Below are 17,247 nucleotides of genomic sequence, written 5' to 3'. Positions count from 1 at the left end.
TCCGCTTTAATGTTCTTTGCCCGCTGGCGGCTCAGCCCCACCAGCGGGTTTCTCGTAATCCCCATCACGCATGGCGCGCATGTACTGATCCCAAATACCCTCGCGCTTTAACTCGCCCAACTGTTTGTTGAAGACTTTCAATAGCTCAGGACTGGTGGGGTTATCTCGCGGAAAAATAAGGTGCAAGGTTTTAGTATGAATTGGTCTGGGGTGGTGGGTCAGTAACTCTTTCTGATGCGGGTACATGTGACGGACCGTGCTGTAGCCGACTTCTTTGTCCTGAGGAAACAGCTTGATGCGTCCCATCAGCAACAACTGCATGTTTTTTTCGTCACTGGCGATACGTTTCACCATCAGTTCGCCGCTACTCTCCGCCTTTTCAAAAGCCTCTCCATAGTAATAGCCGAGTGTGGCGCCGATTGAATATCCTTTCAGATCAGATAGCTGCTCCCACTGAACAGGCACCTCTTTCAGGTGAAAGAACACCTGCTCGCCGCTAACCAAAGGATTGCTGCAATAGAATTCCTGCTCGCGATCCGGTGAGCAGTAGTAAGGCATGGTCGCATCCCAAACGCCATCCTTGACCAGCTGGTATCCCCTCGCCCAGGGAAAATTCTGAAACTTCACCTGATAACCCGCGCGGTTAAAAGCGGTCGTGATGATGTGACCCAAAGCGCCCCAGTATGGCTGAGTCTCACTGACGTAAGGCAGCCATTCACCGGTGGCGATGCGGACCGTTTTACCTTTTTCAGCAGGCGCTTCCGCACCCATAGCCGGTCCGGCGAATCCCAACCACAAAGCAAACACGCTGCATAGCGCAGCGTGCAATCGATAAAAACCCGTCACTGGCGATTTCCAAAAACCTGTATTTGGTTGTACTTATGGCGGGAGAGTGTACCACGCAGCCCATTACATTCTTGTACAATAGTCTCAGTCCGGCCCAAAGTAATCCATAACCCGTTTGTACTACAAACGAACAATAGGAGCGCTTCAGGCTCACTTTAACATAGTTAAAAGAATAGCTGCTTTCAAACGAACAGGTGTTGGGAGATAAAACCCCAGTGCTCATCCCAGCCTTGCAGTGGATCGATGCGGAAGCCGGAACGGATAAAGCGGTGCATGTTCCCTTCGATCAGACTCAGAAAGAGTTGTGCGCTGTCTAGTTGAGTCAACTGGGTGCGTTGACCATGCAGCACGTCCCCATCCCGCAGCATACTGCGAAACTCGGTTTCCAAACGTTCGAAGAAAGAGGCTGCGCGAGCGCGCAATTTATCTTTTTCTCCTTGCAGCGCATCGCCGAGCAACAGGCGGCACATGCCGGGATTGCGTTGTGCGAAGGTCAGGCACAACAAGACAGATTTATTGATTTTCTGGGCGGTGCTGATTTCCTCAGAACGGATCAGCTTGATGCGGGAAAAAATGCTCTCTTCAATAAACTCAAACAATCCCTCGAACATCCTCCCTTTACTGGGGAAGTGCCGATACAAAGCGGCTTCCGAAACGCCGACGGTCTTCGCCAGCTTGGCCGTGGTAATGCGCTCCCCCGGCTCGTCCTGCAGCATTTGCGCGAGGCATTGCAGAATTTGTTCTTTACGATTGTTCCGATCTTTACTCATTTTTCCCAGGTTCTCCTTGGTCAAATACAACACAACCAAACTACGGATCTAGATAGCGCGGTGCGTTGGTTCCCTTATAACGCCCGCTCACGCCTGCCCCATTTCAGGCGTATCGCTTCAGCTCCCCAAATCAGCCATCCCAGAATAAAGGCCATGCCTCCGGTGGGTATGAATCCATTGGGGAAACTGAACTGCAATAAAGTCTTGGCGTACAGTCCGCCACAGAACAAAACCAGCCCTGCGGCGAAAAAGGCCGCCACAATACCATAAGCCTTACGCGACCAAAATCCCCGTGACAGCGCCAGAATGATCAGTCCCATCGCATGGAGCGAGTGGTAGCGCACAGCCGTTTCAAAACTGCCTGTCGCCTCTGGATGAAAATGCGCGACCAAATGCGCGCCGACTGCGCCCATGGCCACTGACAGCCCCATCAGAATCAGGCCGGCCGCCAGAATACCCGAGCCGCCATGTTTATCTTCCTCACGCATGCGCCACCTCTGTCATTTCCATTGTGTCCAGATTGACGGCGCGCAGGGTTCCTCCCCATACGCACCCCGTGTCCAAAGCCACAAACCGGGCCCGTCCGGTATGTCCTTGCAGCGCCGCCCAATGGCCAAACAGGATCGTTGTGTCGTCTTGCCTTGGATAGCTGAACCAGGGCGCATACCCCGGCGGGGCGGTTTCAATCTTTTCTTTGTGCTTGAACTCAAGGCCGCCGTCTGCATCCAGAAAGCGCATGCGCGTGAAATAGTTGGTAATACAGCGCAAACGCTCCAGCCCAGTCAGGTCATCCCGCCAGCAGGCCGGTTCATTGCCGTACATATTTTGAAAGTAGGATTTAGCGTCAGGTCCGCGTAACGCCTGTTGCAATTCCTCCGCCAAGGTTAACGCCTGGGAGACGTCCCATTGCGGCGGCAAGCCGGCATGGCTCATAAAGATATTACGGGCGGAGTCATAGTAGGCGAGCGGATGACGTAACAACCATTGCATCAGCTCCTCGCAGTCCGGCGCTTGCAGGATACTTTGGAAAGTATCTTTGCGTTTTACCTTTTCACCGCCGTAATACACCGCCAGGGCATGCAGGTCGTGATTGCCAAGCACGCTAAGCGAGCTGTCGCCCAGGCTTTTAATGTAACGCAGACATTCCAGAGACTGCGGCCCCCGGTTGATCAGATCCCCGGCAAACCAGAGCGAATCCACTGCGGGATCAAAGCTCAATTTATCCAGTAAGCGTTGTAAGGGCTCAAAACAGCCCTGTATGTCTCCGATTGCATAAGTCGCCATAACCAGGAGTCACATCTGTGTCGTTGTTTAAGGAAGCCCTTTGAACGGCGCAAGAGCGCCTAATGCAGAACGCGGGGCGCGGCGAGTATAAAGCGGGGAATCTCCGCGTTGAACAGATGACCATCGTCAGCCAGCATCTCGTAATGCCCTTCCATCGCGCCAACTTCCGTATCCAGTACGCAGCCGCTGGAATATTCATAGCTCGCGCCCGGCTGAATCACCGGCTGCTGTCCCACCACGCCGTCACCGGTGACTTCCTGCTCCTTGTTGTCGCCATCGATAATCAGCCAACGCCGCCGCAACAGCTGCGCCGCACGCGCGCCTTCATTAAGGATCGTGATGTGGTAAGCGAACACAAAGCGGTTATTGTCCGGGTCGGATTGTGACGCGATAAACTGCGTGCGCACAGTTACCCGAATATCGTACAAAGACGTCTCACTCATCTGCCTGGTCCCTTATGCCCAGCGGATTACACGCTGGCGCTGATATTCTTATGATTCGTTTTCCAGCGGGTGATCATATACATAGTCCGCGATTCTCACAAACTCGGGCAAACCCAGTCGTTCCGGCCGGAGTTGTGGGTCAATGTCCAGCGATTGCAGCGCGTCGACGGTAATCAACTGCTTGAGCGTATTGCGCAGGGTCTTACGGCGCATCGCGAACGCCTGACGCACCACCAAGGTCAGCGTCCCGACATCCTTGCAGACCAGCGGCGGCTCCGTGTAAGGCGTCAATCTGACGATAGCCGACCAGACCTTGGGCGCGGGCTGAAAGGCGCCTGGACCAACGTTAAACAAAGACTCCACTTTGCAGTAATACTGCGCCATGACGCCTAGACGTCCGTACGCGTCCTCGCCCGGCTTCGCAGCCAGACGATCCACCACTTCCTTCTGTAGCATGAAGTACATGTCCTGCACTAACCCACGAAAAGTCAGCAGATGGAAAATCAGCGGCGTGGAAATGTTGTACGGCAGATTGCCGACCAGGCGCATTGGTCGTTCCGGCGTGGCCAGTTGCGTGAAGTCGAATTTCAGCGCATCGGCCTCAATAACATTGAACTGCGGATAATTAAAAAACTTTGTACGCAGAATGGGCGTCAGGTCCCGGTCCAGCTCCACTGCCGTCACGGAACCGCCGCTTTTCAGCAGCTCTTCCGTCAAGGCGCCCAGCCCCGGCCCGATTTCCACCAGATTTTGATCTGGCTTGGGATTAATGGACCGCACGATGCGATCAATGACACCCCGATCATGCAGGAAGTTCTGCCCAAAACGCTTACGCGCCTGATGCCCGATGTTCTCGTTATGCCTTCCCATGAATGTTTCCCCGACTGCGCTCAACCATATTAATTGCGTATTCCAAAGCGGTTTCCAGACTGCCGCCGTCCGCCTTACCCGTCCCGGCAAGATCCAGCGCGGTGCCGTGATCAACGGAAGTACGGATAAAGGGCAGGCCCAGTGTAATGTTCGCGGCGCGCCCGAAGCCCTGGTACTTCAACACCGGTAAACCCTGATCGTGATACATGGCCAGCACGGCGTCGCCCGTCTCCAGGACTTTCGGCGTAAACAGGGTATCCGCCGGCAACGGGCCAATGAGGTTCATCCCCTGGCTCCGTAAACGCTCCAGCGCTGGCTGGATAATGTCAATTTCCTCGCGCCCCATATGACCGCCCTCACCCGCATGGGGATTAAGGCCCGCCACAATGATGCGCGGATCAGCAATGCCGAACTTGTATCGCAGATCTTTGTGCAGGACGGTGATCACCCGCTCCAGGCGTTCGTCCGTAATACTGCGGGCGACCTGCGACAATGGCAGATGGGTTGTAACCAGCGCCACTTTCATGGCGTCCGAGGCCAGCATCATCACTACTTGCGACACATTGCTGAGCTGCTGCAGGTACTCGGTGTGTCCAGAAAAGGCGACGCCAGCGTCATTGATGACACCCTTGTGCACGGGCGCCGTGACCATGGCGTCGAACTCCCGCTGCAGGCAGCCCGTAATGGCCCGACGCAGGGTATTCAATACATATTGGGAGTTGGCGGGATTCAGTTCGCCTTGAGTCACTGGCGCGCCGCATGAGACGGGCGACACCAGCGCAGATCCCGGCTGACGAGCATGAGGCGGACTATCATCCCCCGGCGAATAGATGGCCACTTGCAGCGGCAACCCTAGGCTTTCAGCCCGCTTGAGCAGCACTTCCGGGTCGCACACAAACACCAAATCGGCCGGCCAGCTCTTTTGCGCCAGGGCGACGCAGATATCCGGTCCGATGCCCGCCGGTTCTCCCGGGGTGATCGCTATTTTCAACGTCTGGCTCCTGTCCGTCGCCGTCAGTAGCGCCTCCCTGGGAGAGGAAGCGCAGGGTCAATGTGTTAAAGCTTGAGCTGAATGAATGCTTCGTCGCGAATTTCGTTCAACCAGTTCTGTAACTCTTCTTCATACTTACGGCGATGCAGGACCTGTCTGGCCTGGCTGGCCATCAGCCGGTCGCCGATATCCGCCTCGCGGCGATCCTGCACCTGCAGGATGTGCCAACCAAAAGTGCTCTGGAATGGCTTACTAACAGCGCCGACAGAGGTTTCACGCATCATTTGGTCAAACTCAGGCACCATATCGCCCGGGCTCACCCAGTCCAGGCTGCCGCCAGCGGCTGCGCTGACAGCGTCATCGGAATAGGCCTTGGCCAGTTCTGCGAAATCTTCGCCTGCCTGCACTTTGTCATAGATTTCTTCAATCAGCTTTTTCGCAGCGATTTCGTCGCGCAGCTCATTTTGCTGCACCAGAATATGCCTGACCTTGGACTGCTCAACCACTTTGCTGACGCCGCCGCGCTTTTCCAGCATGGCGACGAAGTGCACGCCGCTGCTGTTGCGAATGGGTTCAGATGTCTGGCCTGGAGCCAGTTTGGGGGCGACGTCGGCAAACAGGGACGGCACCTGATCCGGCTTGCGCCATCCCAGGTCTCCCCCTTCTGTGGCGGTCGACGCGTCGGAATAAGTGACCGCCAGCTGTTTAAAATCCACGCCCTGGTCAAGCTGGCTGCGGATCTTCTCTACCTTGCTCTCCGCCTCTTTGCGCTGAGCTTCAGACGCGTTTTCCGACAAGGCGATCAGGATATGGGCCAGGTGATATTCTTCCGCGCGCTGCTGTTTGGCTGAAGCGGATTTAAGAAAGTCGTTCACCTCTTTCTCTGTCACCCGCACACGGCTATCCACGCTGCGTTGTTGAACGCGGGAGATGATCATTTCGCGGCGGATCTGCTCACGGGCGTTTTGATAGGTCACGCCTTCTTCACTCAGCGCCTGCTGGAACTGATCCAGGGTCATGCCGTTCTGCTTGGCGATATTCTGCATGGTCTGGTTCAGTTGCGAGTCGCTGACCCGGATGCCTCCGCGGTCCGCCATCTGCATCTGGATGCTTTCCAGCACCAGCTGATCCAGCACTTTTTCCTGCAATACCGACTCCGGCGGCAAGGAGGTCTTTTGTTGACGCAATTTGTCCTTGATACGACTGGCGCGGTCTTGCAACTCGGAGTACAGCACGATGTCGTCATTAACCACCGCCACGACGCGATCAAGCTCCTGCACCTGAGCGTGGACCAAACATCCCTGAAGCAGTAACAGCGCACCCAGCGCGTTGAGTACGGCGGATCTGAAATTAAGTCTTAGCGTTTTCATGAAACCCTGTATATCTGAATAAAACTGTACTTTGATCAACTCTGTTCATCGCCGTCCGTCACTACGGCGGGAGGTGGGACCGCTATGCGGCCCTACCATTGATAACGCTCCGTGCGGTAAGTTTCGCGCTCGTTGAAATTGCGCATTTCCTTAGCCATCACATCTTCGAAGCGGCTGCCTATGTTGCCCAGGCCGCGCAATTGGAAGCGCAGAAAGACACCATGATCCATCTCACTGTTTTCGGTATCGTCCGCATCTTTCAGGAAGCTTCTGGCGATAACCTGAAAGCGCCAGCAGCAATCGTTGTATTCTACACCGGCCATAGTACCGATGGTACGGTGGTTGACCAGATCAAAAAACCAGCGACCCAGCACGCTGACGGAATCCGTCACCGGGAAAAGCACGGACACGTCCGACTGTTCCAGATCGTTATGAGTATATCTATGACTCAGGTTAAGCAGCTTGCGATACTCCGGATCATGGAACGCCAACGTGGTGGCTCCTTTCTCAGTCTGACGCTCCTGCCAGTCCCACAGCCCTTCTACTTTGAAATCAAATCTGTCGTTCGGACGCCAGACCAGTTCTCCCGCCCAAGGCGACTCGCTTTCATCACTGAGGCCTTCCGTCCCCAGCCCTACCTGTTGATCCTCATAGTAGAAGATCTGACCAACGCTGGCGCGCAGACGCTCGGCGCCGGTGGCGCGGTCGTTGAAACGGGAGGTGACGCCCAGAGTTAGACGATTGTTATCGCCGATGCGGTCGCCGCCCACGAAGCGGTCTTCTTTGTAAAGCTGGGAATAACTGAAGGTCGCCACGGAGGTATCGAAGTCAGGAATATCGTCCTGGTCCTGCTCCGGGGAGTAGACATAAAACAAACGCGGTTCAAGGCTCTGATTGTACTCGTCGCCGAACAGCGTCAGCGTGCGATCAAAATAAATGCCCGCATCCAGGCTGTAGAAAGGCACGGTTCGGCTGATGGACTCATCCAGCCCGGTAGCGCGCTGCTCCAGCTGATAGTCAGTGTGGTCAAGACGCAGTTTTGGCGTCAGGTAGCCCCAGGTTGTAGACAGAGGCAGCTTGAGACTGGGTTGCGTACGCCAGCGCGCGCCCACCACTTGCTGATCCTTAGCCGGATCGAGGTTTTCGTCGTCACGCCAAAAATAGGTGAACTCCGATTCCAGACCAAACGCCACCGGATCAAAGTCGCGCTCCCAACCAAAAGACAGCTGCGGCAGCAACATATAAGGGCGGTCGTTATCCACGATATCGTCGTCGACCGTCTGATAACCCTGCACGTGGCTCTTGAAACTGTATCCGCCGCCTAAATAAGTGACATCCCAGGAACGCTTGATGTGGGTTTCCTGCTGAATCTCCAAGGTGCGGTTCAAGTCGTTGAGATAGTCTTTGTCACTCACCACATTGTAATCGATCGTGGAACGCCAGTTCTCGCTCACGTCATAACGGTTAGTGAAGTCCAACGCCCAACGACGGCCGCTTTCATCCGGGTTCTCTTTGCTGAACTCGCTATCATGGGCGATATAGCCAAGACGCAGTTCGCTGTACGTGTCTTCTGTCAGCCAGCGCCCTTCCAACTCAGACAGCAAACCACGACCATGCATATATAGAGGCGAATAGGTCGCGTCATAGTCAGGCGCCAAGTTGAAGTAGTAAGGAATGCCGAAAGACATGCCTCGTCCGGTGTTCGACGTACCGATGGTGGGATACAGGAAGCCGCTCTTGCGGCGGTCATCGATAGGAAAGCGCAGATAAGGGAAATACATCACCGGGACATCTTTGACCCGCAATGTCATATGCTTGGCGGTCCCTTCGCCTTGCTCACGATCCAGAATGATCTCGCTGGCGGCGATAGACCAGTCGTTATGCATTGGATCACAGGTGGTATAGCTGCCGTCTTCGATACGCACCAGTTGTGCGTCGGCGCTGCTTATCCGCTCAGCGTCGCCGCGGGCGTGGCGCTGGTGTATCAGGTAACTGGCGTCGGACAGGCTAAAATCTTTGCTGTCCAGGTTGTAGCGGGCCGTATCTCCGTGCAGCAGCAGCCCGGGAGCCCGGGCGGCCTTCAGGCCCTGTAAATCCACTACATTGGTCTGGCGATCCAGCTCGACCTGATCCGCTTCAAGCCACCAGGCGCCTTGCTGCGCTTTGACATTACCTTGCAGACGCATGGCGGATTCGCTGGGTGAGACCAGAGAGTCGGAACGCGCCCTGAGCGCTTCGTTATCAGAAGTAGAGGCAGTAGAAGGAGCATTGACGAAGCCGTACTCCGGCTCAACATAGGTTCCTCTGCATTGAGGCTCCAATGTCGTCATTTGCTGTGGGGTCAGGAACTCACGCATTCGCCAGTCCAGCGTGGCTGCGGACTGCGGTGCGGAATCCGCACGCGAGGACCCTGTCGAAGCCACACCGACCACTCCGGCGAGCATGTAACAATAGCCGGCGCGCAGACGCTTCCGCCCTTCCTTCATAAAACCCCTTGATTCATTTTTGGAAATGCCCGCCGTCCAACGATATCCCCAGATGACGGCAGCTGTAATTTGGAACCGGACATGATAGCGGCGCAGGCAACGCCAGTACAGCCGCAATATTCGTTAAGCCGGCGAGTGTCGCGGCGTCCAACAAAACCTTAAAGATAGCATCCAGATGCATTGTGTTATGCTAATTTCTAAGCAACGGACAAAAACAAACAACCATACGTTTAGGGGGCGCTGTGTCTCAAACCTCACAAACCGCAGGCTTGGTGTTAACCGGCGGTGGAGCGCGAGCAGCTTATCAGGTAGGGGTATTGAAAGCCATTTCCGATCAGTTACCGGATCTTCATTATCCGTTTCCGGTCATTTGCGGCACCTCCGCCGGCGGCATCAACGCAGTAGGCCTCGCCAGCAGCGGCGATATTTTTCGGCACAGCGTCGAACGCCTGGAGAATTTGTGGAGCGAGTTACGCACGGAACAGGTGTATCGCTCCGACTTCTGGGGCATGGCCAAGCGCATGGGGCACTTTGTAAAGTCGTTTCTAAGCGGCGATGATAAAGAGATCCCCGCCTCCATGCTGGATAACGCCCCTCTGCGGGATTTCCTGGCCACACACACGGACTTCAACCGCCTGCGGGAAGCACTCGCCAGCCCGGAAGGCATTCGCGCGGTTTGTCTCACCGCCTGCGGCTATCGCAGCGGCCAAAGCGTCAGCTTTTTCGAAGCGCCGCCTGACGTCCAGGGCTGGCATCTGGGGCAACGGGTTGGCGTGCGTTGTGAGCTGGGAGTCGACCACCTGCTGGCGTCTGCCGCGATCCCGACTATTTTTCCTCCTGTAAAAATCAACCGTGAGTACTTTGGCGACGGAGTGGTCCGCAATATGGCGCCGCTTAGCCCGGCAGTGCATCTGGGGTGTGACCGCATACTGGTCATCGGCGTCAGCGCCAACCGGGTCTGCGCGCCCGTGCGCCGCACAAGCGGCAAATATCCGTCCCTGGCGCAGATCATGGAGCACATGCTGAATGGCGCGTTCATCGACACCATGGAAAATGACATCGACCGCGCCCTCATTATTAATCAGCTGTTGAAACTGGCTCCAGAGGAAAGCTTACGCGAGGCCGGCATCAGCATGCGTCCTCTGGAGATGCTGGTGATTTCCCCCAGCCAGCCTATTGATGAAATCGCCGCCCGGCATGCGGGAGAGTTGCCCAAAGCAGTGCGTCAGTTTCTGGGTCAGGGCAAACCTAATCAGGAGGGCGGCGCCAGCCTCGCCAGCTACCTACTGTTTGAAGGCCCGTTTATGCGGGACCTGATTAAACTCGGCTATCAGGACGCCCAGGCCCATGCCCGGCAGATTGAAAATTTTTTCAGTCAGTAAGCGCCGCCAGTTGCAGCCGCTCGGAAAAGCGGCATAATCTGGAGCCTTTGGCCTGCATGCCCGGTAGCAGTTGTACACCTTTAGAACTTCAAGAGATTCCATGACCCAGCGTCCTGACCTAATCCGCCACTGGCTCGCCACCTACTTCGGCGACGACCAGTTCGACGTCAGCTTTTTATCCGGCGACGCCAGTTTCAGACGTTACTTTCGCGTTACCCGCGAACAACGTGTGTTTGTTTTAATGGACGCCCCTCCGGCGCAGGAAGACTGCCGCCCATTCATCGCCATCGCCCGCAGCTGGCGCGCCGAAGGCATTCGGGTTCCTGAGATTTATGCGGAAAACCTCAAAGACGGCTTCCTATTGCTGGAGGATTTTGGCGACCACCTGTTCGGAAACGCCATCGCAGACGCGCCGGCGTTGCAGGTAGACCAGTTGTATCGACAGGCGATTGACGCCCTGCTTCCTATACAGAAAGCCGCAGACATAGAAGGTTACACGCTCCCCTCTTATGACGAAGCCATGCTGCGCTTTGAAATGAGCATATTCCGCGAGTGGCTGCTGGAGAAAAAACTGGGCTTCAACCTCGACCCCACCGAAACGGAATACCTCGACCACTGCATGAACCGTCTGGTGGAAAGCGCTCTGGAGCAGCCAGTGGTGGTCACTCACCGCGACTACCACTCCCGCAACCTGCTTGTATCCGAGCAGGGAGGTCTGGGGATCATCGATTTTCAGGGCGCAGTCAAAGGCCCCCTGGCTTATGACTTGGCCTCACTGCTGAGAGATTGCTACGTCAAATGGCCCAGTGAAAAAGTGGAGGCTTGGAGCCGCTATTATTACGACCAAGTCGATCCCGCTTTATTAAATGGCGCGGATTTCGCCACCTTCACCCGCTGGTTTGACTGGATTGGCGTGCAACGCCACCTGAAGGCCGCCGGTCTTTTCGCCCGCCTCTCACTTCGAGACGGCAAACATGGCTATCTGGCCGATATCCCGCGCACGCTCAACTATATAATTGAGGTGGCGAGCAAATACGACGAGTTCACCGAAATCAACGAATGGATCCAGGAGCGTCTGGTTCCCGCTGTCAGACTACTGGAAAGCAACCCGGAGGTTGTTCTATGCGCGCAATGATTCTAGCCGCAGGTCTCGGAACGCGCATGCGGCCATTGACCGAAAATCTACCCAAACCGCTGTTACAGGCGGGAGATAAAACTCTGATCGAGCACATTATCGATGCGTTGAAGCGCGCTGGCGTCACCGAGCTGGTTATCAATCACGCCTGGCACGGAGATAAACTGGAGCAGTTTCTGGGAGACGGGGCCGGCTTTGGTGTAAGCATTCACTACTCCCCAGAAGGTTCGCCTTTGGAGACCGCCGGAGGCATCAAGAAAGCCTTACCGCTATTGGACGACGGCGCGGACACTCCATTCGTGGTGGTGAACGGCGACATTTGGAGCAACTACAATTTTTCCGGCCTGGTTAACCGCGAGTTTTCGAGCGAAGACCTTGCTCATCTGGTGCTGGTGGAGAACCCTCCCCACAACCAAACCGGCGATTTCCAACTGGGCGACGGCGAGCGGGTTCTTCCCCGCGGACCAAGCAAACTGACCTTCTCAGGCATAGGCGTATACCGCCCCAGCCTGTTCGCCAGCGTACCCAATGGCGTTTATCCATTGGCTCCCGTTCTGCGCGCGGCGATCGCCAAAGGCAAAGTCAGCGGCGAGCGTTTCAATGGATTATGGTTTGATATCGGCACGCCAGACCGCCTGCAATGGCTGGATGAACAGTTGACGAAAGCCGCTCTTTAACCGCATTCTGCACAAACACTTTTAGAGGATTCATTCAGGCGAAGCTGTAAACGCCATAACCGCAATCACGCACAGGAGCGGACGATGTGGTGGGGTAAGTTTTTCGGCAGTGTAATGGGATTTATGTCTGGCGGCCCGTTCGGCGCCGCCTTCGGTATCTGGCTGGGGGATAAGTTCGACCAGACCATGCAACCTTTCGCCCCCGGATGGCGAATCAATTTTAATGATCACGACAGCGCCAGAGTGCTGAACGGTCTGTTCCGCATATGGGGAAACATCAGCGCGTCGACGGAAGCGCATAAAGACGATCTGCAGCCCCTACTGGAAGCCCGCGTGGTGAGTCTCGCCCATTTTCTCGACCTGGATGAAGTTCGCCAGAAACGCTGCCGCGAGGCCTTTTTCAAAGGCGCCTCCCAAGACTTCAACTTAATGGGGGAAGTGCGCGAGTTTCATCAGGCTAACCGTTTCAGACCTTACAACATCGCTTTATTGCTGAACCTGGCCATCCAGATATCGATTGCAGAGGGCGAACCGGGGCCCGCCACGCGCAACGCCCTGGAAATACTTCGCCAGGGCCTGGGAGTCAGTCGCAGCGAGTTTGAGTATATCTTTCAGGAAATTCTCAAGGCGCGCCGCCAACAAGGCTATTCACATAGAGCCCCTCTAAGCGATGCGTATCGCACCCTTGGCGTCAGTGAAAACGCAGACGCGCAACAGATCAAGCAAGCCTACCGCCGCCTGATGAACCAGTTTCATCCCGATAAATTAATGGCGCGCGGAGCATCGATGAAGGAAGTAGAGCGCGCCAAAGAGGTCGCACAACAAATACAGCAGGCCTACGCGCAAATAAAAAGTACGCTCAAAGCCGTTTAGCCTGCTTCTTCATCCCCGGCGCATGGAAGGTCAGCCAACTCTCTACTTTACGGGTGACCTGACCGTCCTCCGACGATGGAATCAGGCTCAAGCCGCTCATCCCCTCCACGCGATAGCCTTGCATGCTGTTGCGACGCGCGAAGTCCCGCCGCTGCATAGCGTTTCGGCTTTGCAGGTCCAAAGTGGAGTCATACAGATCAAGCACTTGCAGTGAGAAAAAGTCCGGCGCCTTTTCTTTAATTTCTTCCAACAGCCCCTCACTGACCTCGGCATTGATCCATACCATGGACAACCCTGACGCCATACTCTGTGGATTCGTCAATACATAACGCAGCATAGCGTCAACGCCGCTGCCGACACCCAGCAGCACTTTGTTTTCCTGCCCAAACGCGCTGAGCTGTTGCATGCCCAGCTCGATCCTTTCGGTATTTCCAACCGTCGCTTCCGCAGTTTTTTCGGCGGCGTCAGCAGTCGTATCCCCTTCCCCGCTGACATCAATATCCACGCCTTCAGACGCCTGCTGCTGTTCCAGCTGCTCAGTGGCCTCATTGGTCTCCGCCAACTGCTCTGGCGTTAACGTTTCCAATTGACTTGAACCGGTTTTCGCTGGGGCGTCTCCGGCCGCCGGCTTCTTCGGCGCATAAGGGAATTCTTTATCACTCGCGGATAACAAAACACGCTTGGGAGTTTTAGCTTCAGCCGGGGGAGTCAGTGCAATAGACAGCGTGTGCCAGCCTTCATCCGGCAACTCGTTTCGCAAGGAATGGATAAACTGCGGCCAGTCTGGATGCTGTCCGCGATCATGCAGCAACATGACCGCGCCTTGCTGCTCCGCCACATTTGCTGGCTTATATAAAGCCAGCATGGCGCTGGCGTCGCCCTGTTTGCCGTTGAGCCATAACACCTGACTGCCAGGAAGGTCTTTCGCCAGAGAAAGCAGCATACTGACCTGCGGGTTTAACGCCGGTTTCCTCTGTGGCGCAGGTTCAGACGCAGTCTGCCCGCCGCTCTCAGCGGCAGCTTTTTCCTCCGCCTGCGCGGGAACTACGCTCAGAAGCAGGCATCCCACAATAATTCCAGTAATGATTCTCGCCATAAAACAGCGCTCATACGCCTATTAGCACATTTCAGTCGGAACTCCGCGCCGACCTGGGTTTTAAAAGCATAGCACGATACAATACCCCGCATTTCAAGCGACCGCGACCGGACGCCAATGCGGCGACGGCGCCTCAATCATACCGGAGACTTTCCCCATGGCTGATCCATTGATCGCTCCTTCGATTCTGTCCGCAGACTTCGCCAGATTGGGCGAAGAAGTTGTCAACGTGCTGGAGGCGGGAGCAGACATCGTGCACTTCGATGTCATGGACAATCACTACGTTCCGAACCTCACTATCGGCCCGATGGTGTGTTCAGCCCTAAGGAAACACGGCGTGACGGCCCCCATCGACGTGCACTTGATGGTCAAGCCGGTTGACGCCATGATCGCGTCATTCATTGAAGCCGGCGCCACTTATATCACCTTCCACCCGGAAGCTTCCGAGCACATTGATCGCTCCCTGCAATTGATTCGTGACGGCGGCTGCAAAGCCGGACTGGTGTTCAACCCCGCCACTCCTTTGCACTATCTGGATTACGTGATGGATAAGGTGGATATGGTGCTGTTAATGTCCGTCAACCCAGGCTTCGGCGGACAGGCTTTCATCCCCGCCACCCTGGATAAATTGCGTGAAGCCCGCGCCAAGATCGACGCCAGTGGATTACCGATTCGCCTGGAAATCGACGGCGGCGTAAAAGTGGACAACATTCGCGAGATCGCAGCAGCAGGGGCAGACACCTTCGTCGCCGGCTCCGCCATCTTCAATACTGACGACTACGCAGCGACCATCGCAAAAATGCGCGACCAGATCGCCTTGGCGCGGTCCGTTTAACCCTAAAACAGCAAGGACATTACCGAAGCATGCCAGACCTTTTGATCCCCAGCTACGAGAACGGTCTGCCACAATTGGCGTTGTTCGACCTGGACGGCACGTTGATCGATTCCGCGCCTGATTTGGCGGATGCGGTGGATTACATGCTGGAGCAATCCGGTTTCAGGGCGGCGGGAGAAGCGTTAGTACGGGAATGGGTCGGAAATGGCGCGCCGATGCTGATCAAACGCGCACTGGCATACGCAATGGAGCTGGAAAACACGCAAAATGTCGCGGATTCACAGTTCCAGGCAGCGGCGACGATCTTCTATGATCGCTATGACGAATACTGCTGCGTGCGCACTCGCATTTATGCCGGCGCGGAAGAGTTGTTGCAGCATTGGCGCGATCAGGAGGTAACGATGGGGGTGGTCACCAACAAGCCCGCCCGCTTCACCCAGCCGATATTGCAGGCCCTCAACCTGGAGCAGTACTTCGCTATCAGTTTGTCCGGCGACTCCCTGCCCGTCAAAAAGCCAGACCCAACGCCGCTCTTGCATGCATGCGAAGCCCTACAGGCTCAACCGCAGACCACGCTGATGATCGGCGACTCCATCAATGACGTCCAGGCCGCCCGCCGCGCGGGAATGAAAATCGCCTGCGTCACCTATGGCTACAACCATGGCGAAGACATCCGCGACGCCAATCCAGACTGGGTCATGGATTCACTCATTGAGTTGAAGTAACTCAGGCTAAGATTCTCGATCAGAAAAGCAAAAGGCCGTCCATGCTGCATTAGCAGAGGACGGCCTTTTTTATTTGCAGTTAGCCGAGAGAAACAGGCGCTAAAGCGCCTGTTTCAAACGAGACGGATCAGGAAGACTGCCCTTCCCCCCTAACAGCATGTCTGTGCTTTTCAGGCCTTTCGTCTATATAGCAGTTAGAAATATTTCATCCATATACCGCTAAAAAACCAGTCAAGAAGATGAATAAATGATTCAGTACACAGACCAAGTCAACATAACTTCATCTTCTCCCCTAGGCGCTTCCACATAAGTCGCCAATGTACTTTTTAGCGTTTTCCATACCCCTAACTCTTGACCGACTTTCTCTTTGGATCCTGGTGAAATCCCGACATAACGAAAGTTATCATCCAAATAAGACTTAAGGTCTCTGTGCTTTTCCACATCGAACGTTACTCTAAGGAAGCGATACCTGTCATCTCGAAAGAAAAAAGCAATGTCCTTGGCAGGAACGCCATTGAGAGAAGATATGCGCGTCCAGCATACCCGATCTCCCAAGTCTGAAGATTCCTTCTGACAAACAAGATAAAGGTGGTCAAATTGCTGAACTAATAGGTTCTCCGTCCATCCTGGATCCGCACTAAGATTTATATTAACGGTTGAATCAAATAGTATTGAGTCAGCGACAAAATCCAGAAACCAATCTGGTTTTTCCTCAGTTACTTTATTCCAAGCGAAATGCGCAACACCCGTCAAGATAAGGATTAATACCAAGTTTCTCATACCATCTCTCTTCTAAACCATTTAAATCACATCGCAGCAATGGCGATGGGAAGCTCTCATTCAATCGTCATCAGCTAAGTTTATTTTCACTAGTTACGGACACTTTAGAGTCTATCAAGAATCAATAATCCTCCCTAAAGAACAATCACCCCTTTCTTAAAACTGCATATATCAGCACAACAAAAAAACTTAAAAACAATGTTAGAGTCACCCACAATCCGCCTAGAATCGCCAAAAATCCAAAAACGGATGCATTTGCACAGTATTTTCTACAACTACCTGGATCAACACCTGAAAATTGGGTTGCCAGCATAAGTAAAATAGTCATGATAAGGGTTAGAAAAATAAGTTTTCGCCCCTCTCTAGAACCAGCCAAGTTTATAATCTTTTCTTTTCGCGACAGGTTTCCCATAAAAATAAATAGCATCGTCATTGGCATCCATACATATAAAAACGAGAAAAATCCACTTACTGAACCATCAAAACTCTTATTAGATTCGAATGACTCAAGTATTGGCATCAGGCCATAAAAAAAAGAATTAATAACTTTAAAAGCAGAATAGCTAGAAACGTCAACTCCACATCTCAACAGAAAGTAGCCAAAAACAAAGGGGGATAAAAACAGCCAACCAAACATCCTTGAATAGAAGCTCCCTTCCCAATTATCACCATTCATATACACAT

The 17,247-nt window shown here is 54.5% G+C and carries 18 protein-coding genes; 6 read left to right on the top strand and 12 right to left on the bottom strand.

Features of this window, described 5'->3' with window-relative positions:
- Positions 1 to 6 precede the first annotated feature (6 nt).
- The 9 genes from ONV78_RS21005 to ONV78_RS20965 form a co-directional block, all read right to left on the bottom strand.
- Complete coding sequence (locus tag ONV78_RS21005; RefSeq protein ID WP_279506127.1) at positions 7 to 846, bottom strand: transporter substrate-binding domain-containing protein; 840 nt, start codon at positions 844 to 846, stop codon at positions 7 to 9.
- Positions 847 to 1,028: 182 nt separating this feature from the next.
- Entirely contained in the window at positions 1,029 to 1,616 is a 588-nt protein-coding gene (gene slmA, locus ONV78_RS21000; protein ID WP_011399804.1) for a nucleoid occlusion factor SlmA, read from the bottom strand.
- A gap of 74 nt (positions 1,617 to 1,690) precedes the next feature.
- Positions 1,691 to 2,104 (bottom strand): DUF423 domain-containing protein, encoded by a 414-nt coding sequence (locus ONV78_RS20995; RefSeq protein WP_216737648.1) that lies wholly within the window; start codon positions 2,102 to 2,104, stop codon positions 1,691 to 1,693.
- Complete coding sequence (locus tag ONV78_RS20990) at positions 2,097 to 2,900, bottom strand: symmetrical bis(5'-nucleosyl)-tetraphosphatase (protein ID WP_279506124.1); 804 nt, start codon at positions 2,898 to 2,900, stop codon at positions 2,097 to 2,099. The genes ONV78_RS20995 and ONV78_RS20990 overlap by 8 nt, the downstream gene beginning before the upstream one ends.
- Before the next feature lie 59 nt (positions 2,901 to 2,959).
- Positions 2,960 to 3,343 carry a Co2+/Mg2+ efflux protein ApaG gene (apaG, locus tag ONV78_RS20985; RefSeq protein ID WP_216737650.1) on the bottom strand — a complete coding sequence of 128 codons (384 nt, stop codon included), beginning with the start codon at positions 3,341 to 3,343 and terminating at the stop codon, positions 2,960 to 2,962.
- Between the two features lie 48 nt (positions 3,344 to 3,391).
- Positions 3,392 to 4,213, bottom strand: coding sequence for a 16S rRNA (adenine(1518)-N(6)/adenine(1519)-N(6))-dimethyltransferase RsmA (gene rsmA, locus ONV78_RS20980; protein WP_279506122.1), 822 nt, complete (start codon positions 4,211 to 4,213; stop codon positions 3,392 to 3,394).
- Complete coding sequence (gene pdxA, locus ONV78_RS20975) at positions 4,200 to 5,204, bottom strand: 4-hydroxythreonine-4-phosphate dehydrogenase PdxA (protein WP_279506120.1); 1,005 nt, start codon at positions 5,202 to 5,204, stop codon at positions 4,200 to 4,202. The genes rsmA and pdxA overlap by 14 nt, the downstream gene beginning before the upstream one ends.
- A 65-nt stretch (positions 5,205 to 5,269) precedes the next feature.
- A complete protein-coding gene (locus ONV78_RS20970) occupies positions 5,270 to 6,574 on the bottom strand; it encodes a peptidylprolyl isomerase (protein WP_279506118.1) in 1,305 nt (434 codons plus the stop codon).
- A 92-nt stretch (positions 6,575 to 6,666) separates the two neighbouring features.
- The gene (locus ONV78_RS20965) at positions 6,667 to 9,060 is read right to left on the bottom strand and encodes an LPS-assembly protein LptD (RefSeq protein ID WP_279506116.1); all 2,394 of its coding nucleotides are present in this window, start codon (positions 9,058 to 9,060) and stop codon (positions 6,667 to 6,669) included.
- 242 nt (positions 9,061 to 9,302) lie between these two features.
- Between ONV78_RS20965 and ONV78_RS20960 the strand changes: the two genes are divergently transcribed.
- From ONV78_RS20960 to djlA, 4 genes are all read left to right on the top strand, one after another.
- Positions 9,303 to 10,442: a patatin-like phospholipase family protein gene (locus tag ONV78_RS20960; protein ID WP_279506114.1), complete on the top strand. Its 1,140-nt coding sequence runs from the start codon at positions 9,303 to 9,305 to the stop codon at positions 10,440 to 10,442.
- Between the two features lie 100 nt (positions 10,443 to 10,542).
- Complete coding sequence (locus ONV78_RS20955; protein ID WP_279506111.1) at positions 10,543 to 11,577, top strand: phosphotransferase; 1,035 nt, start codon at positions 10,543 to 10,545, stop codon at positions 11,575 to 11,577.
- Entirely contained in the window at positions 11,565 to 12,254 is a 690-nt protein-coding gene (gene murU, locus ONV78_RS20950; RefSeq protein WP_279506109.1) for an N-acetylmuramate alpha-1-phosphate uridylyltransferase MurU, read from the top strand. Before ONV78_RS20955 ends, murU begins: the two co-directional genes overlap by 13 nt.
- Positions 12,255 to 12,338: 84 nt before the next feature.
- Complete coding sequence (djlA, locus tag ONV78_RS20945) at positions 12,339 to 13,127, top strand: co-chaperone DjlA (RefSeq protein WP_279506108.1); 789 nt, start codon at positions 12,339 to 12,341, stop codon at positions 13,125 to 13,127.
- Here djlA and ONV78_RS20940 read toward each other — a convergent pair.
- Entirely contained in the window at positions 13,114 to 14,223 is a 1,110-nt protein-coding gene (locus ONV78_RS20940) for a DUF3530 family protein (RefSeq protein WP_279506105.1), read from the bottom strand. The genes djlA and ONV78_RS20940 overlap by 14 nt on opposite strands.
- A gap of 157 nt (positions 14,224 to 14,380) precedes the next feature.
- Between ONV78_RS20940 and rpe the strand changes: the two genes are divergently transcribed.
- Together rpe and ONV78_RS20930 are read left to right on the top strand one after the other, a co-directional pair.
- Positions 14,381 to 15,058: a ribulose-phosphate 3-epimerase gene (gene rpe, locus ONV78_RS20935; RefSeq protein WP_279506104.1), complete on the top strand. Its 678-nt coding sequence runs from the start codon at positions 14,381 to 14,383 to the stop codon at positions 15,056 to 15,058.
- Between the two features lie 29 nt (positions 15,059 to 15,087).
- Positions 15,088 to 15,783: a phosphoglycolate phosphatase gene (locus tag ONV78_RS20930; protein WP_279506102.1), complete on the top strand. Its 696-nt coding sequence runs from the start codon at positions 15,088 to 15,090 to the stop codon at positions 15,781 to 15,783.
- A 252-nt stretch (positions 15,784 to 16,035) separates the two neighbouring features.
- Here ONV78_RS20930 and ONV78_RS20925 read toward each other — a convergent pair whose 3' ends face one another.
- Together ONV78_RS20925 and ONV78_RS20920 are read right to left on the bottom strand one after the other, a co-directional pair.
- Positions 16,036 to 16,563 (bottom strand): hypothetical protein, encoded by a 528-nt coding sequence (locus ONV78_RS20925; protein WP_279506100.1) that lies wholly within the window; start codon positions 16,561 to 16,563, stop codon positions 16,036 to 16,038.
- A gap of 145 nt (positions 16,564 to 16,708) precedes the next feature.
- Entirely contained in the window at positions 16,709 to 17,239 is a 531-nt protein-coding gene (locus tag ONV78_RS20920; RefSeq protein ID WP_279506098.1) for a hypothetical protein, read from the bottom strand.
- Between the last annotated feature and the right edge of the window lie 8 nt (positions 17,240 to 17,247).

The sequence above is a fragment of the Hahella sp. CR1 genome, from assembly GCF_029813005.1.
In the GTDB taxonomy this organism is placed as follows: Bacteria; Pseudomonadota; Gammaproteobacteria; order Pseudomonadales; family Oleiphilaceae; genus Hahella.
The sequence above is the reverse complement of the archived record's forward strand: the minus strand, read 5'-3'. Positions and strand labels throughout refer to the sequence as shown.